The sequence below is a fragment of the Pseudomonas sp. PDM21 genome (assembly GCF_014852505.2).
Lineage (GTDB): Bacteria > Pseudomonadota > Gammaproteobacteria > Pseudomonadales > Pseudomonadaceae > Pseudomonas.
The window spans coordinates 1,300,539-1,322,976 of record NZ_CM181223.1; the positions used below are offsets into that span (position 1 = coordinate 1,300,539).

A 22,438-nucleotide genomic window follows, 5' to 3' on the forward strand; every position below is an offset into this window, starting at 1 on the left:
GCAATGCGGGAAGGCGGCACCGGGGGCGGTGCCGCGAGGTATCACTCGTAGCGCAGGGTGTAGGTCACCGAGCCGAGTACCGGGCCGGGCGTCACGGTGGCTTCTTCGGAGATGTACTGCACCGCGTAGTCGTAGCTGGCGCTGGTCTCACCGTCGGCCAGGACGATGTCACCGGCGGCCACGGCCGCGCCGCCTGCCAGGTTCACCGGGGCGCCGGCCGGGCCGTCAAGCAGCTGCAGGGCCACGCCGGTGGCGCCGCTGGCGGCGGTGTTGGTGAGGTTGCCCGAGGTAGTGGCGTTGGTCGCCTGGAACAGGGTGGTGAAGTGTTCGTCGGCGCCGCTGGGGGCGGCACAGCCGGTCAGTTGCAGGGTGAAGCTGGTCTCGCCGGTGGTCTGGCCGACGGAACCGTTCAGGGCGCTGACCGGCACGCTGTCGAGGATGACGGTCGGGTCGGTGTTGCCGTCGACCACGGCCGAGCAGGTCTGGTCGGTCACTTCACCGCTGAAGTTGATGGTGTTGGCGGCGAAAGCAAAGCCCGGCACAGCGAGGGTGGCTGCGACAGCCAGGGCGGTTGCGCGAAGTTTCATTCTCTTGAGCTCCATGGTCAGGGTTTTTTCCCAGGCCAATCTTCCCGTCAGAGCTTTCGGAAAGCTCTGAGACGAATCTGAAAGCGCCGCTGCAGGTTTTCTGCGGCGCCTGACCAACGGCGCCGGGGCCGTGGCAGAGCCCTGTGCCGGGGCCGCCGGGGGCCGCTGCCCTGCCGCGGGAAAAAAACTTTTGCTCGCCTGTCGATTCCCGCCCGCGTGCTTCGACTATGAGGTAACTGCAAGCGCACCGAACGGGGAGACGACCATGAAGTACCTCTGTCTGATCTATGTGGATGACCAGCGCCTGTCGAGCCTGTCCGAGCCCGACTACCGGCGGCTGATGGACGAGTGCTTCGCCAACGACGAATACCAGCGCCGGGCCGGGCGGGTACTCGCCTCCGAGGCGCTGGAAACGGTGGAGACGGCGACTACGCTGCGGCATGGCGCGACGGGGCTGGCGGTCACCGACGGGCCCTTCGCCGAGACCCGCGAGTACCTGGGCGGCTTCGTGCTGCTCGACGCCCGCGACCTCAACGAAGCGCTGCAGATTGCCCAGCGGATTCCCAGCGGTCGGCTGGGTGCCGTGGAGGTCCGCCCTGTGCGTGACTGGGATCGTTATTTCGCCGGGCGCTGAGGCCCGGCTCTTCGAGAGTTCTTTGTTTCAAGGGCTCTTTATTTCAAGAGAGAGCAACGTCAGGAGGATGTGATGCTGAAGTGGATCGGGTTGGTGGTGGTAGTGGCCGTGGTGGTGGTTCTGGTGCTGGCGGCGAATCGTCCGGGCACCTTCCGCGTGGAGCGCAGCGCGCGCATCCAGGCACCGCCGGAGAAGGTCCAGGGCTATATCGAGGACTTCCACCTGTGGGCGCAATGGTCGCCCTTCGAGAAGCTCGATCCGGCCATGCAGCGCAGCTTCTCCGGCGCCGACAAGGGCCGCGGCGCGGTGTACGCCTGGGAAGGCAACGGCAAGGCCGGGGCTGGGCGCATGGAAATCCTCGAAAGCGACCCCGGCAGCCGCGTGACCATCGCGCTGGACTTCTTCAAGCCGTTCAAGGCCAGCAACACCGCCGAGTTCACCCTGGTGCCGCGCGACGGCGGCACCGAGGTGACCTGGGCGATGTTCGGTCCGGTGCCCTTCGTGGCGAAGATCATGCACCTGTTCTTCGACGTGGACAGTATGGTTGGCAAGGACTTCGAGGCGGGCCTGGCCAACCTCAAGGCGCTTGCCGAGAAGGGCTGATGCAACCCGCAACCTGAAGGAGGTGAGCCATGTGCCCTCTGTGCGTATCGACCCTGACGCTGGCGGTGACCAGCGTCCTTTCCGCCGGCGGCGTCAGTGCCTTCGCCGTCACCCGCCTGCGCGGCAAGCGCCGCGCCCGGCCCAACGAGCAACGGGAACGCCCCCAGGAGCGTGCGACATGAAACTGGCCGATAAAGGTTCTTCATTTCCGGAGATGCCCCGCGTGGTGTCCCAGGCCGCCTGGCGACAGGCACGCATCCGCCTGCTGGAGCAGGAAAAGGCTGCCACCAAAGCCCGCGACGCGCTCAACGCCCAGCGTCGCGAGCTGCCGGTGGTGCGCATCGACAAGGACTACCGCTTCGAGGGTGCGCACGGCCCGCTGCGCCTGCTCGACCTGTTCGAAGGCCGGCCGCAGCTGATCGTCTATCACTTCATGTTCCACCGCGACACGGGGCTGGGCTGCGAGGGCTGCTCCTACCTGATCGACAACCTCGGCCGGCTGGAGCACCTGCATGCGCGCGGTACCACCTTCGCCATGGTGTCCCGCGCGCCGCTGGAGGAAATCGCGCCATTCCGCGCCCGCATGGGCTGGCAGTTCCCGTGGTACTCGTCGTTCGGCAGCGACTTCAACTACGACTTCCATGTCAGCGTCGATGAGTCGGTCGCCCCGGTGGAATACAACTATCGTGACAAGGCGGAGCTGGAGCGCCTCGGCCAGGACTACCACGTGCGTGGCGAGCAGCCGGGCATGAGTGTGTTCCTGCGCGACGGCGAGCAGGTCTTCCACAGCTACTCGACCTACGGCCGCGGGCTGGAGGCACCGCTGTTCACCTACCACCTGCTCGACCTCACCCCGCTGGGGCGCGGCGAAGGCTGGGGCGGCATGCCCGACTACCAGGGCAAGGGCATGAACTGGACGCGCTTCCACGACGACTACGACCAGGCCGCGCCGCCGCACAGCTGCTGCGGTTCCTGAGCCGACCCGACTACAACACGGAGAGATTCCCGATGACTGCTGCCCAGAAGAACGCCATCCACAGCGAACTGCACGCGCTGCTGGAAAGCTGGCTGAAGTCCGTGCGCGCCTCCGACGTGGAAGGCATCACCGGCCACTACACCCGCGACATCCTCGCCTTCGATGCGGTGAAGCAGTTGCAGTTCAAGGGCGTCGAGGCCTATGCCAGCCATTGGCGCGACTGCACGCAGATGTGCAAGGAACCCACTTTCGAGATCCATGAGCTGAGCTTCGAGAGCGGCGGCGATACAGCCTTCGGGCACTACCTGGCCTACTGCGGCGGCACCGACGACAAGGGCCAGCACAACGCCTCCTGGGCGCGGGTCAGCGTCGGCCTGCGCCGCGAAGCGGGGCAGTGGAAAATTGCCCACGAGCATTTCTCGATTCCTTTCGATCCGGCGACGGGGCAGTTGCTGTTCGATGCCAAGCCGTAACCTGCTCCTACAAGAGCAAAGGCCCCTCACCCTAACCCTCTCCCGCGAGCGGGAGAGGGGACTTTTCGGCGCAGGATGAAACCATGGCGTCAGCCGGCACAATCGGCCCCCTCTCCTGTGGGAGAGGGCTGGGGTGAGGGCAAGGCCCAACTCCGAACTTCACTGTGCTGCGTAACACCCCGCAACGATCCCCCCGTCGCATCCGTCCGGCCACCTCCCACCATGCCGCGAATCCGTGCAGGATAGGCAGACCCATTCCCGCCAAGGATCACCGGCCCCATGCACGAGTACGCCGACCAGCCCCTGCGCGACGTGGTGGACGAGGTCTATCGCCGTGAATCGCGCCGGGTGCTGGCCACGCTGATCCGTCTGCTGGGGGATTTCGACCTCGCCGAGGAGGCGCTGCACGAAGCCTTCGTCGCCGCCGTGGACCAGTGGCGGCGCGACGGCGTGCCGGCCAACCCGCGCGCGTGGCTGGTCTCTGCCGGACGCTTCAAGGCCATCGACGGCCTGCGTCGGCGTTCGCGTTTCGACGCGTCTCTGACGCAGATCGCCGAGCAACTGGAGATCGACGCGCAATCGGTGGAAGAACTGGCCGACGAAAGCGTCGAGGACGACCGCCTGCGGCTGATCTTCACCTGTTGCCACCCGGCCTTGCCGGCGGACTCGCAGGTGCCGCTGACCCTGCGCGAAGTCTGCGACCTGAAGACCGAGGAAATCGCCCGCGCCTACCTCGCCACGCCTTCGACCATCGCCCAGCGCATCGTCCGCGCGAAGGCGAAGATCCGCGACGCGCAGATTCCCTACCAGGTGCCGGAAGCCGCCGAACTGCCGGAGCGCCTGGCCAGTGTGCTGCGGGTCATCTACCTGGTGTTCAACGAGGGGTACTCGGCCTCGGCCGGCGATTCGCTGACCCGCACCGACCTGTCCGCCGAAGCCATCCGCCTGGGCCGGCAGCTCCTCGAATTGCTGCCGGAAGCCGAAGTGATGGGCCTCCTGGCGCTGATGCTGCTGCACGAGTCGCGGCGCGAGGCGCGTACCGCCGAGGATGGCGAGCTGGTGTTGCTGGAAAACCAGGACCGCGCGCGCTGGGACCGTGCCTTGATCGGGGAGGGCCAGCAACTGATCAGCGCTGCGCTCGCTACCCGGCGTATCGGCCCCTACACCCTGCAGGCGGCGATCTCCGCCGTGCATGCCGCCGCTGCGGACATGGCCAGCACCGACTGGGCAGAGATCGTCGGCCTCTACGACCTGCTGCTGGCGATGCAACCCTCGCCGGTGATCGAACTCAACCGTGCCGTGGCCCTGTCCATGCGCGATGGCCCGGAAGCGGGGCTGGCGCAGGTCGATGCCATCCTTGCCCGTGGCGACCTGCAGGATTACCACCTGGCCCATGCCGCGCGTGCCGATTTCTGTCGCCGCCTGGAGCGCCGCGAGCAGGCGCGCGGCGCCTACGAGCGCGCACTGGAGTTGGCGAAGCTGGAGCCGGAACGGCGCTTCCTGGAGCAGCGGATTCGCGAACTCGACCGCTGAATTGCATTGCAACATCCAACTGCCAGACTGTGCGACTGACCCCTGCCGACCCGTGCCCATGACCGAACCGACGCCGCGCGATTCCCTCTGGACCGTCTTCCTGATCTTCCTCCGCCTAGGCCTGACTTCCTTTGGCGGGCCGGTGGCGCACCTGGGCTATTTCCGTGAGGAGTTCGTGAGTCGGCGGCGCTGGCTGGACGAGCTGCACTACGCCGATCTCGTCGCCCTCTGCCAGTTCCTCCCCGGCCCCGCCAGCAGCCAGTTGGGCATGGCCCTGGGCGCCTTGCGCGCAGGGCAGTGGGGCGCTTTGATGGCCTGGGCAGGCTTCACCTTGCCGTCGGCCTTGCTGATGCTGCTGGTCGCCCTGGGGCTGTTGCGGCATGGACAGTGGTTGCCGTCCGGTGCGCTGCACGGACTGATGCTGGTGTCCGTCGCCGTGGTGGCCCATGCCGTCTGGGGCATGGCCAGGTCGCTGTGTCCGGACTGGCAGCGCCAGGGGCTGATGATCCTGGTGACCGCGGTGGCGCTGCGCTGGCCCGGCGTTGTCGTGCAATTGCTGGTGATCCTCGCGGCTGCGCTGATTGGCATGGTCTGGCTGCGACCGCCCACGGTGGACGATTCGGTGGGCCCGGACCATTGCGCGTCGCGTCGTCGGGGTGGCTTCTACCTGCTGCTGTTCTTCGCGCTGCTGGCGCTTCTGCCGTTGGCGGCGGCTGAGTGGCATTGGCCATGGCTGACGCAGTTGGACGCCTTCTACCGGGTCGGCAGCCTGGTCTTCGGTGGGGGGCATGTGGTGCTGCCGTTGCTGCAGAGCGCGGTGGTCGACCCCGGCTGGGTCGATGCACAGACCTTTCTCGCCGGTTATGGCGCGGCGCAGGCCTTGCCGGGACCGCTGTTCACCTTCGCCGCATTCCTCGGCGCGGCCATCACTGCGCCGGGCGGCGCGAGCGGCGCGCTGCTGTGCCTGCTGGCGATCTTCCTGCCGTCCTTCCTGCTGGTGCTCGGCGCCTTGCCTTTCTGGCAGAGCCTGCGTCGCCAGCGGCCTCTGCGCACGGCGCTGGCCGGGGTGAACGCCGCCGTGGTCGGCCTGTTGCTGGCGGCGCTGATCCATCCCATCGGCAGCGAGACCATCGTCGGTCTGCTCGACATTTCCCTGGTCGCGCTGGCTTTTCTGGTGCTGCTCAGTGGCCGCGTTCCGCCCTGGGCGCTGGTGCTGCTGGGCGCGCTGGGCGGAGGGCTGGCGGGGGCGTTCTAGAGGCTGCTCACCAGGTGCCCGCCGTCCACGGCGAGTACCGCGCCGGTCATGAAGGCGCCGGCGTCGCTGGCCAGCAGCAGGAAGGGGCCTTCCAGTTCCCTGAGCTGGCCGAGGCGGCGCATCGGTACCGTGTCGCGGATGTAGGCCTGGCCCTTGTCGCTGTCGAAGTAGGCGTCGTTCATTTCAGTCCTGAAGTAGCCCGGTGCGATGGCGTTGACCCGTACGTTGAAGCGCGCCAGTTCCAGCGCCAGGGACTTGCTCAGCTGCACCACGCCGGCCTTGGCCGCGCAGTAATGGCTATAGCCGCCGCCCACGCGCAGGCCGAGGATCGAGGCGATGTTGACGATGCTGCCGCTACGCCCGGCCTTGGCCAGACGCTGCGCCGCGCACTGGGCGACACGCCAGACGCCGTCGAGGTTGGTGGAGAGCATGCTGCGCCAGTCTTCCTCGCTGACCTCCAGCGCGCGCTGACCGTTGCCGATGCCGGCGTTGTTGAGCACCACATCCACCACACCGAACTGCGCCTCGGCGCTGTCGAAGGCCGCCTCGACGCTGGCGCGGTCAGTTACATCCAGCGCCACGGCATGGGCTTCGCCGCCGTCGGCACGGATGGCTTCGGCCAACTGCACCAGGCGTTCGGTGCGCCTTGCCGCCAGCACCACGCGGGCGCCCGCACGGGCGGCCACGCGCGCCAGGTGTGCGCCGATGCCGCTGGAAGCGCCGGTGACCAGTACGGTCCTGCCGGCGAGGGAGAAGAGATCGTTGCTCATAGCTGCACCTTGTTCATCAGAGCGAATTCGCTGATCGCCAAGGTTAGCCGGATGCGCCCTCAAGGGCGTGCAGGGTGTGCCATTCGCGCGGCTGATGACGTTGACAGCATGGGTATCGCCTGGGCTCCACCCCTCTTGTGACCACGCACCATCACGGCCGGGAGGGCGGACGTAGGAGGGTGTGGAGCGAAGCGATATCCATCGATGAGCGGGCCATGCCCGCGATCGCGCGCATGGAGCGCTCCGGCAGTTGGCTTGTCGTCGCGGAGAACACCAAAGAAAAAGCCCGGCGGATGCCGGGCTTTCTCATGACGCGGGAAGCGAATCAGGCAGCGAGTGCGCGAGCCTGCTTCTTCTTCACCTGCGCGCGGCAAGCATCGCCGAACGCCTGGAAGATCTTCACCGAGTCGGGGTTCTTCGCCGCCTGCCATTCCGGATGCCACTGCACCGCGAAGAGGAAGGAGGAAAGCGTCGGGGCGTGGATCGCCTCGACCAGGCCGTCTTCGGCGTGGGCGATGGCTTCGATGCCCTTGCCCAGGTTCTTCAGGCCCTGGCCATGCAGCGAGTTGACGCGGATCTCGTCACCCAGCAGCTGCTGCAGCCAGCTGCCCTGGATCGGGCGAACGCCGTGGGCCGGGCTGTACTGCACGTCGACCGGGTCTTCGGGATTCTCGCGATGGTCGTTGAAGCCGGGTTCGGCATAGACCTTCTGGTAGATATCGCCGCCCAGGGCCACGTTGATTTCCTGCATGCCGCGGCAGATGCCGAAGATCGGCAGGCCACGCGCGATGGCGGCCTTGATCAGCGGAATGTCGAAGTTGTCGCGGTCCTTGTCCTGGCCCTTACCGGGAGTTTCATTCTCCTGGCCATACAGGGTCGGATCGATGTTGCTGCCGGCGCCGGTCAGGTACACGCCGTCGGCCATGTCCAGGTATTGCTCGAGGTCTTCGATGCCGCAGCAGGTCGGTACCAGTACCGGCACGCAATCGGACTGTTCGACCAGGGGCACGATGTATTTGTGGGTCATTACCTGATAGTCGTGGCCTTTGCGCTCTTGGCTGCCCATGGACATCAGGACGACGGGTTTACGGAGAGTCTGTTTCTTGTTGCCAATGTTGCTGTTGGACATATGTCACCTTTGGACGGGCTGCAGCCCATCGTTTTTGTGCAGGCGCGCAGCGGAAAGGCGCGCTACCTGAGGCCCCGAGCACTGCCGGGAGCGCACAGAAGGCGAAGTTTCCCGGTCGAAACCTGCCTACCAGCCTGCCAGAGCCGTTAAATATGTCAAACGAATTCGACGCGGGCCGTCAAAAATAATGGCCGAAATCCTGTCTTACAATTCTTCTATCTGATTGTTTTTAAAGGATTTATTTAAATGTCCCGACGTGCTGAAAAGTCCATTATTTAAAACGCCTGGTCATAATGGTGAAAAATTCTGCACGCTTTTTCACGGCATCCGTTCAGGATCGGCAACGCCCGCGCAGGCGGCACGCTCTGCCTCGCGGGTTTGCCCTCAGTGGCACTCGATGCGGTTGCGGCCGTTCTGCTTGGCCCGGTAGAGCGCGCTGTCACTGCGGGAAAGCCCGGCCTCGGCAGACGCGTCGCTGGCTTCCAGCGCAGCGATGCCGATGCTGATGCTCAGCGGGATGCGCTGCCCGCCCTGCATCAGCGGCTGCTCCAGCAATTGCTGCTGCAGGCGTTGGGCGAAGACCTGGGCGGCGGCAACGTCGGCATCCCCCAGCACCACGGCGAACTCCTCGCCACCCATGCGCCCGGCAAAGTCGACGCGGCGGATGTCGCGTCCGAGGATGCTGGCGAAGTGACGCAGGACCTCATCGCCGACGGCGTGGCCCCAGCGGTCGTTGATCGCCTTGAAGTGGTCGATATCGCACATCAGGATCGCCGCGTGGTGCGTCGTCGAGCGTTGCACGCGGCCAAGCTCCGCCTCGATCAGGCGCATGAAGTGGCCACGGTTGGGCAGTTGCGTGAGGAAGTCGGTGGTAGCCAGCACCTGTAGCTCGGCTTCGATACGTTTGCGTTCGGTGATGTCGGTGATGAAACCGTGCCAGATCAGGGTGCCGTCGGCCACGCGCTTGGGGTGCGCGTTGCCCTGGCGCCAGAGCGTGCCGCGTCCGGCGATCTGCACACGGTATTCGTGCCGCCAGGGTTGCAGGAGGGCGGCGGAGGCTTCCAGCGAGGCGAGGCAGGCCGGCAGGTCCTCGGGGTGGATCAGGTCGCGCAGGAACACCGAGTTGTGCTGCATCTGTTCGGCCGCAATGCCATAGATGTCCATCACCCCGGCACTGACATAGGGGAAGGTGCCGGTGCCATCGGGCAGGCGACGGAACTGGAAGACCATGCCGGGTATTTCATTGGTCAGGTCGGTGAGCAGCTCCACGCTTTCGCGCAGTTGCTCGGCCATGCCCCGCAGGGCAGTGATGTCGGTGGTGGTGCCGAGCATGCGCAGCGCGTTGCCGGCGGCATCGCGCTCGACCACCTTGCCGCGGCTGCAGACCCAGAGGTAGTGGCCGTCCTTGTGGCGCAGGCGATGCTCCACCTCGTAGGCCTCGGTGCGGCCCTCGAAATGATCGCGCATGGTGTTCTGCACGTACTCGAGGTCGTCCGGGTGCAGGCGCGTGTAGGCGTCCTCGATGCGGCTGCCGATCTCGTCCTCGGCGTAGCCCAGCAGGGACTTCCAGGCGCTGGAATAGTGGATCTCGCCGGTGGGCACGTGGCGATCCCAGATGCCGGTTCCGCTGCCGTCCACCGCCAGGGCCATGCGCCGCTCGCTTTCCTTCTGTGGCATGCGGGCGCGGTCGAGCAGGGCCTCGCCCAGCTCCAGTACATCGTCCAGCAGCGTCTGCTGTTGCTGGCTGAGCGACTGGTCGCCATTGCCCAGCAGCAGCAGGCGCGCCTGGGGGAAGCCTTCCTGGTCGCGCAGCGTCTGGCTGGTCAGCAGGTTCAGGAGCTGGCCCTGGTGGCTCAGCGGGCTGGTGGCGGCATTGAGGGACAGCAGGGTGGCCAGGGAGAGGGCGCCGGCACCGTCGATGCCGAGCTGGCCGAGCAATTGGCCGCGCATGTCGATGAGCAGAACGGCGCAATCGCCACCCGCATGGCGGGCGAGACGCAGCAGGCCGTCGTATCGCCCGTACTCCTGTACCCCAGCTTTACTGGAAGTTCGCATCCGATAGCAGCTTCTTCAACGGAGGATGGGCGTGATTCTGAATTGTGCTCCGCGCCGGACATGCGGCAGACGGACGCAGGTGGCTTTATGAAATCACGGCCGCTCAGCGGCCACAATCTCCACCTGCGACATAGGCGACGAGCGCACCTCGCCCGCCGGGTGTGCGACGGGCGAGGAGGGCGTCAGTTGATGAGCTGGTCGATCAGCACGGCGTTGGTGTAGATCAGGCTGCCGTCGCGGGCGCTGTGGCCGACCAGGTGGAACTGCCCGCGGTGCTCGGCGCCGCCCAGGTACACGCGGAACATGCAGTCCGCCAGCGGGCCGACCGCTTCGGGCATGTGCAGGTCGAGGGTACGCAGGTCGGCGTCCACCATCATTTCCTTCTGGCCGTTCTCCTGCAGGTACACCTCGGCCTGCTCCAGGTGCAGGCGGTCCTCATCGGTCAGGTAGAAGCGGATGTCTTCCAGCGGCGTGGGCTTCTGCTCGGCGGTGGTCTTGCACCAGCCTTCGAGGGTCATTGCGCTCATGGTGAGGTGCCTCCGTGGTTCGCGTAGGGATACAACGCGTCGTCGCAGAGTTGGACCGTTTCGCTGGCAGGTTCGCTCACTTTTTGTTCAAGACAGCGTTCGGGACATAAAAAAAGCCGCTCCAATGGAGCGGCTCGAAGGACGTCGAAGGAGCAATCACAATATCAACGTCAGGAGTTGTCTTCCGCAGGGAAAGTGCGGAAGCGGGAAGATGGGGTAATTCTAGAAAGTTGCAGCGGCGGGATAAACCGTTATTCCGGGAAGAGACTTTCTGCACGGGCGTAATAATCTCGCCTGGACACGGGGCAAACTTTCAGACGAATCCGAAAGTTGCCCCGCTCAATAATTCAGCGAATGTTCGTGCTGAATTACAGGATCGACAGCGGGTATTCGACGATCAGGCGCAGTTCGTTGTTGTCGGCTTCACCCTGGTCGGCGTTGGCGCGGTGGAAGGCCTGACGCACGCGGAAGGACAGGTCCTTCGCCGGGCCTTCCTGGACCACGTACTTGGCTTCCAGGTCGGTCTCGTGGTGACTGCCGTCCTCGCCGTACATGCCGGCGTAGCTGCCATCGGCGTCGGCGTGGCTGCCGTCGATGCCGGTACCGTTGATGTAGCGGGCCATGAAGCTCAGGCCCGGTACGCCGTAAGTGTCCATCGCCAGGTCGTAGCGCACCTGCCAGGAGCGCTCGCCCGGACCGTTGAAGTCGGAGTACTGCACGGAGTTGGCGAGGAACACCGAGTCACCGGTGGCACCGTCGCCGTCGTCGCCGAAGCCGACGTAGTCGAACGGGGTGTCGCCGTGGACTTTCTGGTAGGCCAGGGTGACGGTGTGCGCCTGCAGGAAGGAGTAGGCGGCTGCCAGCGACCAGGTGGTGTTGCTGATCTCGCCGGCCTTGGCCTGGCCTTCGTCGTTGGTGCGGTAGATGTTGAAGTCGAACGCCAGCGACTGGTCATCGGCGACCGGCAGCACCCAGTTCACGTTGCCATAGTACTGGCGCCAGATGTCCTTGAACTCGGAGCCGTACAGCGAAACGCTCAGGTTGTCGTTGATCGCGTACTTGCCGCCGAGGAAGTCGACGTCGCTGGTTTCCACGCCGGCATAGGCCGCCCACAGGCCGCCGTCGCGGGCGGTGGTGACCGGGCTGGTGCCGGAGGTGAAGTGACCGGCTTCCAGGTCCAGGCCTTCGATTTCGCTGCTGAACAGGTTGAAGCCCGACGCGGTCTGCGGGATCAGGCGGGTGCCGCCGGCGGCGAACACCGGAGCGGTCGGCTGCATGTCGCCGAATTTCAGCTCGGTCTTGGAGATGCGCACTTTCAGCGCGCCACCGGCCTTGCCGTAGTCGTCATCCGGCTTGCCGTCGTTGCCGACCGGCAGGTTGCCGGTGCCCGCGCGGCCACGGCCGGCGTCGAGCTTGATGCCCAGGTAGCCGAAGGCGTCCACGCCGAAACCGACGGTGCCCTGGGTGTAGCCCGAGGAGAAGTTCGCCAGGAAGCCCTGGGTCCAGTCACGGTTGTCGCCGCGACCGTTCTTGCCGTCGTGGTCGTAGTAGTAGTTGCGCAGCAGGACGTCGAACTTGGCGTCCTCGACGAAGCCCTTGGCATCGGCCTGATCGGTGACGAAGGGTTCGGCGCTGGCGAACTGGCTGGCGGCGGCGGAAACAGCGAGCACGATGGCGCTGCGTTTGAGGTGCTTCATGGATATTGCCCCTAGAGTCTTGGAGGACCGGCTCGATGAAGTGCGTGAGAGCCGGACGTTTTTATAGGCAGGCACAATGAATCCGAACGTGGATTGACCACGGCGGAAAATCGCAGGAAGTTGCGTTGGCATTGTTGCAGTTAACTGGCTTTGTATTCCCCCACGAATTGCTCCAAGCGTGGGAGAGCCGACGTCATAATGCCGAAAGAGTTCGCCGTTTAAATAACGGATTATGAAAAGGTCTATGTCTCAAATTGTAATAATCAGGACTTTGGTCGCGTTGCCATAACTCATTCGGAAGTTCCGTGTATATATGCAGCGTCACTGTTTCCGGGGCTGCGGGCACGGTGACATGGCGCGTGACCGGAGGATGCGGCTAAGCTGCGCGACCCGACCGCCGCACCCCGTGCGGCGACGTGCCCCATTCACCGACAGCAGAGATTTGTCCCATGACGCCTACCTTCATCCCCGACGCGGATCCCGAATCCATCTCCTCCGACGTCGCCGGCTTCGGCGGCCTGCTGGTTTCCACGCAGATCCCCACCCTCGAGGACGGCAGCCTGGAATTGGGCGACATCAAGGCCCAGAGCGTGGCGACCCTGCGCAGCCTGCAACTGGCCCTGGAAAAGGCCGGTAGCGGCCTGGACCACGTACTGCACCTGACCATCTACCTCACCAGCATGGCCGACCGCGCCGCGTTCAACGAGGTGTACTGCAGCTTCTTCACCAAGCCCTACCCGGTGCGCGCCGCCGTCGGTATCTCCGAGCTGGCCGTCGAGGGCATGAAGGTGGAAGTCACCGCCATCGCGGCCAAGCGCGCGGGCTGATCTTCCCGCCTTTGCCGGATCGGGCCGCTTTGCGGCCCTTTCTTTTATGTACGGCTCCTCATTGACCTGAGCGCGCCTCTGGTTCGCGAGCAAGCCCGCTCTTACCGGTCCAGGCCAAGCTGCTCTGCGTAGGAGCGAGGGGGACGCCTGGTTCTTGCTCGCGAATAGCCCCCGCTCCAAACCCTCCCGAATGTATTCCTTTGTATCTGCCGTTCCCTGAGCGGACACACGCATACAAAAGCCTCCAGACGCCGATACGTCCGCGATACATCACTGCGGCGAAATAGCCCTACCCGAACGACAGGGCGCAACGGCTGGGAAACCTCCAGTGCCTCGTTCCAGGGAATCGCCCTTGCGGCATGACCCGGCGCAGCAAGCGCCACAGCATCTGGAGAAGCAGCATGACTCGTACCTCGAAGACTCAACTGGGCCTGATCGCTATCGCGCTGGCTGGCGGCTTGAACATGGCGTCCTCCGCTTTCGCCGTCGAAGCCCTGCCGCAGGGTTACCAGCTGGCTTCCGCCGCCAAGGCCGGCGAGGGCAAGTGTGGCGAGGGCAAGTGCGGCGCCAACGAGGCCAAGGCCAAAGCCAAAGCGAGCCAGGGCGAAGGCAAGTGCGGCGAAGGCAAATGCGGTGCCGACGGCGCCCAGGCCAAGGCCACCGGCGCCGAGGGCAAGTGCGGTGAAGGCAAGTGCGGCGACGCCTCCTTTGCCCGCACCGATGCCGACCACGACGGTCGCGTCTCCCGCGCCGAACTGCTGGCCGTGGCGCCCAAGGCGGGCGCGGAGTTCGACGCCATCGACGCCAACCACGACGGCTACCTTTCCGAGGCCGAGGTCTACCAGTTCCGCAAGAATCAGTTCGACTCCAACGGCAAGCCTTTCCCGTCCGACCTCTACAGCAAGCTGAGCCAGGCCAAGAACTGACAGACGCTGCCCCTCCCCGAGCCGATGGCCGGGGAGGGCACTTCGCCAAGGAGACTGCCATGACCCCTTCCGTACCCCTGCAGGGAGCCGGCCTCGGCCTGCGCCGCGCGATGCTGCCTGATCTGCTGACCCTGGACGAGCGCGCCGTGGACTTCCTCGAAGTCGCCCCGGACAACTGGATCGGCGTCGGGGGGACCTACGGCGAAGGGCTGGCCCGTCTGGCCGAACGCTTCCCGCTGTCCTGCCATGGCCTGTCGCTGTCCCTGGGCGGCCCGGAACCGCTGGACCATCTATTCCTCGGCCGCGTCCGAGAATTCCTCGATCAGCACCAGGTACCGCTGTTCAGCGAACACCTGAGCTACTGCTCCGACGAAGGCCACCTCTACGACCTGATTCCCATGCCCTTCACCGACGAGGCCGTGCGCCACATCGCCAGCCGCATCCGTGAAGTGCAGGACATCCTCGGTCGCCGCATCGCCGTGGAAAACATCTCCTACTACGCCGCGCCCTACCAGGCGCTGAGCGAGATCGACTTCCTCCTCGCGGTGCTCGGCGAGGCTGACTGCGACCTGCTGCTGGACGTCAACAACCTCTACGTCAACGCCCACAACCACGGCTACGACGCCGCCGGCTTCCTGGCCCGCGTGCCGGCCGAGCGCGTCGCCTGCCTGCACGTCGCCGGCCATTACGACGAAGCGCCGGACCTGAAGATCGACACCCACGGCGCCGCCGTGAAGGACGACGTCTGGAGCCTGCTGGCCAGCGCCTACCAGCACCTGGGCAGCGTCCCGACCCTGCTGGAGCGCGACTTCAACCTGCCGCCGCTGGCCGAGCTGCTCGGCGAAGTAGCCACCATCCGCCACCTGCAAACATCCGCGCGCCAACCGGAGGTGCGTCATGGCTGAGACCTTGCGCGAGCAGCAGTTGCGCATGACCCGCTACATCCGTGACCCGCAGGCCAACGAACCGCCGCCCGGCATCGAGGCGCGGCGCCTGGCGGTGTACCGGCAACTGTTCTTCGGCAACCTGCAAGCGCTGCTCGCCGGCAACTTCCCGGTGCTGCACGCCAGCCTGCCAAGTGAACAGTGGCAGGGGCTGACGGAGGATTTCTACGCCAGCTTCCACTGCCAGACGCCGCTGTTCACCGAGGTGGCCGGCGAGTTCGTCGACTACCTGGAGGGCTGCAGCGAGCAGCCCGGCTGGGTCGCCGAACTGGCGCACTACGAATTCATCGAGACCGCGCTGTTACTCAGCGACAACACCGAGCCGGCCCATGACCCGGACGGTGATTTGCTCGAGGGTGTGCCGCTGCTGTCAGCGCTCGCCGCGCCTCTGGCTTATGCCTGGCCGGTCAGCCACATCGGTCCGCAACACATTCCTCTGGACGCCCCGGCCGAACCGACACTGCTGCTGGTGCGCCGGGATACCGACCTGAAGGTGTACTTCTCGCGGTTGGCCCCGTTGGCCCATGCTCTGCTGGTGTCGCTGCAACAGTGGCAGCTCACCGGTCGCCAACACCTCAAGGCGCTGGCTGAAATCGCCGGCGTCGAACCGGCCGCCATCGAAGGGCAGGGCATTGCCCTGCTGCGCAGCCTGAAAGCACAGGGCGTGGTGCTCGGCACCCGCCCGAACTGCACCACTCCACGTCGTCCCCCATTGCATCGCCCCTGAAGGAGAAGCGTCATGACCGACACCCTGGCAACCGTGATCTACACCGCCCACACTCACACCACCGGCGGCCGCGACGGCCGCGGCCAGACCACCGACGGTGAGCTGGACCTGCCCCTGAGCCCACCCGGCTCCGGCCGCCCCGGCACCAATCCCGAGCAACTGTTCGCCATCGGCTGGTCCGCCTGCTTCATCGGCGCCCTGCGCCGCGCCGGGCAGAAGCTGAACGTGCGCCTGCCGGCCGATGTGGCGGTGGACGCCGAAGTCTCCCTGGGCAACACCGCCGACGGCGGCTTCGCCCTGGCCGCCCAGCTCACCGTGCACCTGCCGGGGCTGGAGGCCGAGGACAAGGCGAAGCTGGTCGACGAGGCGCATCAGATCTGCCCGTACTCCAAGGCTTCGCGCGGCAATATCGAGGTGGGGTTCGTCATTCCCTGATCGATCCCTTGTCCACAGGGCAGCCCGCGCACCGTCATCGGTGTGCGGGCTTTTTCGCTCGCTCGGCGTCCCCTGTAGGAGCAACTGTCTTCTTCTGATAGATCGTGCCTTGGCTCCCTAACCCTCTCCCTTCGGAGCGGGGCGTGCAGCCAGGGCGGGGGAGAGGGTATGCCCCGGCGCGATATTTCAGGCAGGTGCCATGCCCGCGATCCGCCCATGGGGCGCTCCTACAGTTGGGCTGCGATGCCAGGTTCGCTCTCGGGCCCGTCCGCTTGTAGTGCATCGGCCAACGTCGCGAAGGCGGATTGGAGCAGTCGGTCATCCTGCGTTGTGTTGCTGATGCTCGCTCGCACAAATTGCGGGACTGCAGCACGTCCAACGGCGAACGCCTCTGCCGTGGCAATCAGCAGATTCTTCAGCCTCAGATCGCGCTCGATATCCGATGCTCGCCAGGGCTCGGGGACTTCGATCCAGAAGTGTGGGCACTGAGGATGCGTCCGGTAGTTCAGCCTGGCGAGCATTCCTTCTACCAGCTCCTTGCGACGTCTGATCTCGATGACTTGCTGTTGTCGCAGCTCCCTGGCCGTACCGTTTTCGATCCACTGTGTCGCCAATTCGAAGGCCAGGGGTGTTGCCATCCAGCATGAGGCGCGGATGGCCGAGGCGATCCGGCTGACCAGGGCGGCTGGCGCATGCAGGTAGCCGACACGAAGGCCGGCGGAAACCGCTTTGCTGAGCCCGCCGATCAGGATGCTGCGCTCGGGCGCGTAATGGCTCAGCGGGAGTGCTCGGCCTCCGACCAGCACCGCGTGGGTTTCGTCTTCGATGATCAGCACATTGTGTTGACGACAGATGCGCGCAATGGCTTCCCGGCGGGGCGGTGACAGAGTCGCTGTGGTGGGATTCTGCAGAGTCGGCGTGCAATACAGAGCGGTCACTCGATGCTGTTGGCAGAGCTCGTTCAGCGACTCCGGGAGCAGGCCCTCCTCGTCCATGGCTGCCCCCAGTAAGCGGATGCCCAGCAGGCGGGATGCGGAGATCAATCCCGGATAAGTGAGCTGCTCGGTGACGACCGTGTCGCCGGCTCGAAGCAATGCCATCAGCGTGCAGATCAGCCCATGCTGGCCACCGTTCACGCAGAGCGTTTGCTCCGGGTGGGCCTGAAAGGTGTCGGTGGATAGCCACTCTGCACCTGCCTGTCGGAAACGAGGAGCGCCGGCCTCAGGCATGTACAGCATCAGCTCATGAAGCTTCCGTGTATCACCGGAAAGATTCCTCAAGCTTTCCTCGAGAAAGTAAATCTCTGGCCCTGGTATGTGCATGTTTCGGCTCATGTCATACCACTCGGGGATTTCATCCACGAAATTGCGGAATCCCTGGCTGCGGAGAGTCTCCTGCCCACTCTGGCGAACGAAAGTACCGTCGCCCACGCGGGCCGTGACCAGTCCCATGCGTTCTAGCTCCGCATAGGCGCGGCTGATAGTGCCAACCGTCACGCCCAGTCGGTCGGCCAGAATCCGCTGCGGTAGCAGCTTGGTGCCAGCACCGATGTCGCCGCTGAGAATGCCGGCCTCAAGGGCTTTGGCGAGGCGCTTGTACTTCGCCCCAGGAGGAACGCTCAGCGCATTCTTCAGCATTGATACGGTGTCAATACTCTCTTTGACAGCCATTTTTCCTCTCAATAGCCTCGAATAAAAGGTGTCATTTGCCAGCGTAGCACCAACCATCGAGCGACTGAGGGGCAGCATCATGACGACGTCATCAGCGGCGCAAGCCACGGCAAAATCGGCGAGGGGGTGGCTGCGCGGGTTCATCACCAGCCTGCTCTTTCTATGTGTCTGCCTGAGCTGGGGAACGACTTGGCTGGGCATCCGGATCGCCATCGAGAGCGTGCCGCCGTTGACGGCATCCGGGCTGCGCTTTCTCATCGCGTTCCCGTTGTTCCTTGTGTTCGCCCTGGTGCGCCGTGATCCGATCTTCTTCCCACGAAAGGCGCGTGGGTTCTTCGTGTTTGTCACGCTCTGCTATTTCGGCGTGCCGTACTACCTGCTCAACTTTGGCGAGACCCAGGTTTCCTCCGGGCTCACCGCGCTGTTGTTCAGTTGCATGCCGGTGTTCATCTTGGCGTTCTCCGCCCTGGTGTTGCACGAACGCGTCCGTTTCGCCCAGGTCCTGGGCATCGCGATTGGCTTCGGAAGCCTGTTCATGATCCTGCGGGTTCAGGGCATCGGCATGGACCATGGCGGATTCGCGGGGGTGGTCGCCATCCTGGGAGCCGCTGTATTGCATGCGCTTTGCTACGTGGTGACCAAGAAGAAGGGCGCCGACATCAGCGTCATCACATACAACACGCTGCCCATCGGTATTGCCGGCCTGCTGCTGTTCACCCTCGGTCAGATGGTCGAAGCGCCGTCGTTTGCGAGCATCACGACGCGATCCTGGTGGGCGCTGGTCTATCTGGGGGTAGGCGCATCGGTAGGTGGTTTTATTGCCTATTTCGTCCTGCTCAAGCGGCTTAGCCCGGTCATCCTGTCCTTCGTCTTCATCATCTTTCCGGTGTTCGCGGTGCTTCTCGGCGCCTGGTACGAAGGCCAGGTGGTCTCGCGAGAACTGGCGGCATACTCGCTGCTGTTGCTGACAGGTTTTGCCATCACCAAGCTTCCCGGAACCGGCCGGAAGTGAGCGCGACGCGCACCTTGTAGGAGCGGGCCATGCCCGCGAACAGCGGACAAAGTCCGCGCCCAATCCCCTGCACCGACTTCCCGCAGACAAACAAAAACGCCCTCTCCGGATGGAGAGGGCGTTGCTGGTTGAGCCGGCGGGTCGCTAGCCGATCAGACTGTCCGCGCAGTACCCAGGAAGCGCCGCACCAGCCCATCCACACTCAGCGCTCCCGCCCCCTTCAGCACCAGCGGCACCAGCACTACCAGGTAGATCAGCGGCAGCTTGTAGTTGCCAAAACCATGATCGGTAATCGAGTAGCCCTGGGCCAGTTCCGCCAGGCTCGACCACTGCGCCGGCCAGTGCACTGCGGCGATGGCGACGAGGGTCACGACGATCAGCGAGGCCGAGGCGAAGCGAGTCGCCAGCCCCAGGAGCAGCAACACCGGCGCGATCAGCTCGGCCCACATCGACACCTGCCAGTCGAAGCCGGCGGAGAAGTGGTTGAAGGGGAAGGGGAAGCTGGCGTGGATCTGTTCGAACCAGTTGTCGCCGTGCCATTTCTCCAGGCCCGATTCGAAGAATTCCCAGGCCAGGAACAGCCGCAGCGGGATGTCCCAGCCCCAGGCGGCGAGGCGGTCAAGTTGGTCGAAGGCAGCTTTGATCGGGTTCAGGGTCAGCAGGGTCATGGCGCACCTCGTGGGCATTATTGTGGGCAGTCGGTCTAGGGCAGGGCTTGGGCGGCCGGGCGAGGGTTTCGCCCGGTGGCGGAGAAGTCGGGATCAGGCGCTCGGCAGTGCCGGGCGGGCGCCACGGCGCAGGCGGACGGCCAGCTTGGCGATGAGCTTGAAGGCGATGGCGCTGAAGATCAGGCCGAAGCCCAGCGGGTACCAGGAGCCCATCGGCAGGCGCTTGTAGAAGGACAGGAAGAACACCCCGGCGATCACCCAGGTGCCGGTGCTGTGCAGGCCCTTCCAGACGCGGACGCCGAGCAGCTTCACCGCGTAGGGGAAGGAGGTGACGGCCAGCAGGGCGATGAACAGGTAGCCGACCGAGCCGGGAATGTTCGCGGCGACGCTGCGGCCGTTCCAGAAGGTCTCGGGGAAGAACTTCACGTAGAGGATGATCAGCACCGCGTGCACGGCGTGGGAGAAGGCGAAGGCCAGCCCGAGGAAGCGTCTTTCGCGCAGCAGGCCACGGGTGAAATCGCTCGGCACCAGCGCTGCCAGGGACGAGGCGAGGAAGGTGGCGAGGAACAGCGCGAAGGAAGTGCGGGCGGTGACTCGGATCGAGCTGCGCAGCGCCTCCACCCCTTGTGGCTGGGACCACAGGGCCAGCGCGGCGGCGATAAGCACCAGCAGCGAAAGCAGGGAAAACAGGCGCCAGCCATGCAGGCGGGCAGGTTCGGCGGGACGGTTCATGGCGGGCTCCTTTGGGGAACGCGGCGGGCGGGGTGCCACCGCTGTTCGTGGAGCCATCTTGTCGACGGGCCTTATCCCGGATGTGTCCGGGGAAGGCCGTCTTGTATCTCTGTGTACATCATCGGGCGGGCGGCAATTCCAGTTGCACGCACAGCCCGCCGCTGGTGCGGTTGGACAGGGTCAGCGTGCCGCCCAGCGCCTGGCTCAGCTGCAGGGCGATCGCCAGCCCGAGGCCGGTGCCGCCGGTGCTGCGGTTGCGCGAGCTTTCCACCCGGTAGAAAGGCTTCACCACCTCGGCGAGTTCCTCCTCGGGAATGCCGGGGCCGTCGTCGAGTACACGAACACACACGATGCCCTGGGTATCGCGCTCGACTTCCACTTGGGCGGCCCCGCCGAACTTCAGGGCGTTGTCCACCAGGTTGGTGAGCACCCGGCGCAGCGCGTGGGGGCGGGTTTCCAGCACGGCGTTGCTGTTGCCCTGCAGCTCCACGGCCTGGCCGCTGTCCTGGTAGTCGAGGACCAGGCTGTCGAGGAAGGCGTCGAGGTTGACCTTCACCGCCGCCTCGCTGGCGCCGTCCATGCTGCGTGCGTAGGCCACGCCTTCGCGGACCAGGTGCTGCATCTCTTCCAGGTCACTCCACAGGCGTTCGCGCTCGGGCGAGTCGTCCATCTGCTCGACGCGCAGCTTCATCCGCGTGATGGGCGTCTGGAGGTCGTGGGAGATGGCGGCGAGCAGTTGCATGCGCTCCTTGAGGTAGGAGCCGATACGCCCCTGCAGCGCGTTGAAGGCGCGGGCGGCGTAGGCGACTTCGCTGGGGCCGCGTTCGTCCAGCTCCGGCGCCGGGGCATCCGGATCGAGATGATCCACGGCCTGGGCCAGACGCGTGAGCGGACGGATCGCCAGGCGCACAGCAATCCAGGTGCAGAACAGCAGCAGCGCCAGTTGCACGACCAGCACCCAGGGCAACCATTGCGCGACCGGCACCCCCTTGGGCGTCACATCGATGGTCAGCGGCATGCCGTCGGCGAGCTTGAGGTGCGCCTGGAAGTGCGGAATGGAGCCGGGAATGTCCTCGAAGCGCAACGCGTAGCGCGGGCCAATGGAGTCGGCAATGGACGTCGCGGCCATCGGCGCCTGCGCCATATTCATCGGCTCGCCCGGTTCACCGCCATCCAGCCGGTAGCGGTAGTTGGGCCGCTGCACCATCGGCAGCCAGGCCTCGCGCTCATCCTTGGGCAGGCGGTCGAGCAGGGCGACGGCGGTGCTGACGTCGGTCTCCAGGTTGCCCAGCATCATGCTGCGCGCACTCTGGTAGCGCTCGTAGAACTGCGAGCAGAACGACAGGCTGTAGGCGAACACCAGCCCGGCGAGGAAGATCAGCGCCAGGCGCGCAGCCAGCGTGCGTGGCCAGTGCAGGAGGGATTTCATTGGTTGGGCTCGAGCAGTTCGACGGCCAGCGCGAAGACGTAGCCTTCGCTGCGCACCGTCTTGATATAGGCCGGCTCGCGGGCGTCATCCAGCAGGCGCTGGCGCAGGCGGCTGACCAGCAGATCGATGGAGCGGTCGAAGATGTCCGCTTCACGGCCCTGGGTGAGGTTCAGCAGTTGCTCGCGGCTGAGCACGCGCTGCGGGTGATCGACGAACACGCGCAGCAGGCGGTATTCGGCGCCGCTCAGGGCGACCAGGGTGCCGTCTTCATCGAGCAGGTGGCGGGCGGTGGTGTCCAGCTTCCAGCGGCCGAAGCCGATCAGCCGGCTCGCCTCGCTGACCTGCAGGTTCGGCGGCAGCATGCGGGTGCGGCGCAGCACGGCGTTGATCCGCGCCAGCAGCTCGCGGGCGGAGAAGGGCTTGGTGAGGTAGTCGTCGGCGCCCATTTCCAGGCCGATGATGCGATCGGTCTCGTCGTTGCGCGCGGTGAGCATCAGCACCGGCGTGGACTTGTGCTTGCCCACGCGCAGCTCGCGGCACAGCTTCAGACCGTCGTCGCCGGGCATCATGATGTCGAGGACGATCAGGTCGACGCTGTTGGCATCGAGGAAGGCGCGCATCTGCCGGCCGTCTCCCGCCAGGCTCACGCGCAGGCCGTTCTTCTTCAGGTAGTTGCCGACCAGCTCGCGGATCTCGCGGTCGTCGTCGACGATCAGTACGTGATCGACATGGTCCATGCCGGTTCCTCGTTCGTAGTGGGTTGAGGCGAGTTTATAGCGCAGCGCCGCGCTTGCCTTCCGTGCTTTGTATTCCACTGTATCTACAGCCG

At 65.3% G+C, this 22,438-nt stretch carries 24 protein-coding genes; 13 read left to right on the forward strand and 11 right to left on the reverse strand.

Features of this window, described 5'->3' with window-relative positions; all coding sequences use genetic code 11:
- Positions 1-41: 41 nt before the first annotated feature.
- On the reverse strand, positions 42-587 hold the full coding sequence (locus IB275_RS06205; protein WP_192289855.1) for a fimbrial protein: 546 nt from the start codon (positions 585-587) through the stop codon (positions 42-44).
- A 265-nt stretch (positions 588-852) separates the two neighbouring features.
- Between IB275_RS06205 and IB275_RS06210 the strand changes: the two genes are divergently transcribed.
- The 7 genes from IB275_RS06210 (at position 853) to chrA (ending at position 6,061) form a co-directional block, all read left to right on the forward strand.
- On the forward strand, positions 853-1,221 hold the full coding sequence (locus tag IB275_RS06210; protein WP_192289853.1) for a YciI family protein: 369 nt from the start codon (positions 853-855) through the stop codon (positions 1,219-1,221).
- 72 nt (positions 1,222-1,293) lie between these two features.
- Entirely contained in the window at positions 1,294-1,824 is a 531-nt protein-coding gene (locus IB275_RS06215; protein ID WP_151189526.1) for an SRPBCC family protein, read from the forward strand.
- A gap of 29 nt (positions 1,825-1,853) precedes the next feature.
- Positions 1,854-2,006: a hypothetical protein gene (locus tag IB275_RS06220; protein ID WP_167523265.1), complete on the forward strand. Its 153-nt coding sequence runs from the start codon at positions 1,854-1,856 to the stop codon at positions 2,004-2,006.
- 32 nt (positions 2,007-2,038) lie between these two features.
- A complete protein-coding gene (locus tag IB275_RS06225) occupies positions 2,039-2,800 on the forward strand; it encodes a DUF899 domain-containing protein (protein WP_225601879.1) in 762 nt (253 codons plus the stop codon).
- A gap of 32 nt (positions 2,801-2,832) precedes the next feature.
- Positions 2,833-3,273: a YybH family protein gene (locus IB275_RS06230; protein ID WP_225601853.1), complete on the forward strand. Its 441-nt coding sequence runs from the start codon at positions 2,833-2,835 to the stop codon at positions 3,271-3,273.
- 279 nt (positions 3,274-3,552) lie between these two features.
- Positions 3,553-4,806 (forward strand): RNA polymerase sigma factor, encoded by a 1,254-nt coding sequence (locus tag IB275_RS06235; protein ID WP_192289849.1) that lies wholly within the window; start codon positions 3,553-3,555, stop codon positions 4,804-4,806.
- A 58-nt stretch (positions 4,807-4,864) separates the two neighbouring features.
- Positions 4,865-6,061 (forward strand): chromate efflux transporter, encoded by a 1,197-nt coding sequence (gene chrA / locus IB275_RS06240; protein ID WP_192289847.1) that lies wholly within the window; start codon positions 4,865-4,867, stop codon positions 6,059-6,061.
- Here chrA and IB275_RS06245 read toward each other — a convergent pair.
- The 5 genes from IB275_RS06245 to IB275_RS06265 form a co-directional block, all read right to left on the reverse strand.
- Complete coding sequence (locus tag IB275_RS06245) at positions 6,058-6,831, reverse strand: SDR family NAD(P)-dependent oxidoreductase (protein ID WP_192289845.1); 774 nt, start codon at positions 6,829-6,831, stop codon at positions 6,058-6,060. The genes chrA and IB275_RS06245 overlap by 4 nt on opposite strands.
- A gap of 325 nt (positions 6,832-7,156) precedes the next feature.
- Positions 7,157-7,960 carry a gamma-glutamyl-gamma-aminobutyrate hydrolase family protein gene (locus IB275_RS06250; RefSeq protein WP_151189532.1) on the reverse strand — a complete coding sequence of 268 codons (804 nt, stop codon included), beginning with the start codon at positions 7,958-7,960 and terminating at the stop codon, positions 7,157-7,159.
- Positions 7,961-8,344: 384 nt separating this feature from the next.
- A complete protein-coding gene (locus IB275_RS06255; protein ID WP_192289843.1) occupies positions 8,345-10,015 on the reverse strand; it encodes a sensor domain-containing diguanylate cyclase in 1,671 nt (556 codons plus the stop codon).
- A 182-nt stretch (positions 10,016-10,197) separates the two neighbouring features.
- On the reverse strand, positions 10,198-10,542 hold the full coding sequence (locus IB275_RS06260) for a hypothetical protein (protein ID WP_081517568.1): 345 nt from the start codon (positions 10,540-10,542) through the stop codon (positions 10,198-10,200).
- A gap of 368 nt (positions 10,543-10,910) precedes the next feature.
- On the reverse strand, positions 10,911-12,239 hold the full coding sequence (locus IB275_RS06265) for an OprD family porin (RefSeq protein ID WP_192289841.1): 1,329 nt from the start codon (positions 12,237-12,239) through the stop codon (positions 10,911-10,913).
- A 449-nt stretch (positions 12,240-12,688) separates the two neighbouring features.
- On the opposite strand from IB275_RS06265, the gene IB275_RS06270 reads away from it, so the two are divergent.
- The 5 genes from IB275_RS06270 (at position 12,689) to IB275_RS06290 (ending at position 16,098) form a co-directional block, all read left to right on the forward strand.
- Complete coding sequence (locus IB275_RS06270) at positions 12,689-13,066, forward strand: RidA family protein (RefSeq protein ID WP_192289839.1); 378 nt, start codon at positions 12,689-12,691, stop codon at positions 13,064-13,066.
- 401 nt (positions 13,067-13,467) lie between these two features.
- The gene (locus tag IB275_RS06275; RefSeq protein WP_192289837.1) at positions 13,468-13,992 is read left to right on the forward strand and encodes an HvfA family oxazolone/thioamide-modified RiPP metallophore; all 525 of its coding nucleotides are present in this window, start codon (positions 13,468-13,470) and stop codon (positions 13,990-13,992) included.
- Positions 13,993-14,051: 59 nt separating this feature from the next.
- Positions 14,052-14,897 carry an HvfB family MNIO-type RiPP peptide maturase gene (locus IB275_RS06280; protein ID WP_192289835.1) on the forward strand — a complete coding sequence of 282 codons (846 nt, stop codon included), beginning with the start codon at positions 14,052-14,054 and terminating at the stop codon, positions 14,895-14,897.
- A complete protein-coding gene (locus IB275_RS06285; RefSeq protein WP_192289833.1) occupies positions 14,890-15,663 on the forward strand; it encodes an HvfC family RiPP maturation protein in 774 nt (257 codons plus the stop codon). The genes IB275_RS06280 and IB275_RS06285 overlap by 8 nt, the downstream gene beginning before the upstream one ends.
- A gap of 12 nt (positions 15,664-15,675) precedes the next feature.
- Positions 15,676-16,098 (forward strand): organic hydroperoxide resistance protein, encoded by a 423-nt coding sequence (locus tag IB275_RS06290; protein WP_081517574.1) that lies wholly within the window; start codon positions 15,676-15,678, stop codon positions 16,096-16,098.
- A 227-nt stretch (positions 16,099-16,325) separates the two neighbouring features.
- Here IB275_RS06290 and IB275_RS06295 read toward each other — a convergent pair whose 3' ends face one another.
- A complete protein-coding gene (locus IB275_RS06295; protein ID WP_192290633.1) occupies positions 16,326-17,768 on the reverse strand; it encodes an aminotransferase-like domain-containing protein in 1,443 nt (480 codons plus the stop codon).
- 79 nt (positions 17,769-17,847) lie between these two features.
- Here IB275_RS06295 and IB275_RS06300 point away from each other — a divergent pair, with 79 nt between their 5' ends.
- Complete coding sequence (locus IB275_RS06300) at positions 17,848-18,780, forward strand: DMT family transporter (RefSeq protein WP_192289831.1); 933 nt, start codon at positions 17,848-17,850, stop codon at positions 18,778-18,780.
- A 152-nt stretch (positions 18,781-18,932) separates the two neighbouring features.
- On the opposite strand, the gene IB275_RS06305 is transcribed toward IB275_RS06300, so the two are convergent.
- The 4 genes from IB275_RS06305 to IB275_RS06320 form a co-directional block, all read right to left on the reverse strand.
- A complete protein-coding gene (locus tag IB275_RS06305) occupies positions 18,933-19,448 on the reverse strand; it encodes an HvfX family Cu-binding RiPP maturation protein (protein WP_192289829.1) in 516 nt (171 codons plus the stop codon).
- Between the two features lie 93 nt (positions 19,449-19,541).
- Positions 19,542-20,180, reverse strand: a complete 639-nt coding sequence (locus IB275_RS06310; RefSeq protein WP_192289828.1) for a ferric reductase-like transmembrane domain-containing protein — start codon at positions 20,178-20,180, stop codon at positions 19,542-19,544.
- A 118-nt stretch (positions 20,181-20,298) separates the two neighbouring features.
- Positions 20,299-21,609 carry an ATP-binding protein gene (locus IB275_RS06315; RefSeq protein WP_151189545.1) on the reverse strand — a complete coding sequence of 437 codons (1,311 nt, stop codon included), beginning with the start codon at positions 21,607-21,609 and terminating at the stop codon, positions 20,299-20,301.
- Positions 21,606-22,346, reverse strand: a complete 741-nt coding sequence (locus tag IB275_RS06320) for a response regulator (protein ID WP_081517582.1) — start codon at positions 22,344-22,346, stop codon at positions 21,606-21,608. The genes IB275_RS06315 and IB275_RS06320 overlap by 4 nt, the downstream gene beginning before the upstream one ends.
- Positions 22,347-22,438: the final 92 nt, after the last annotated feature.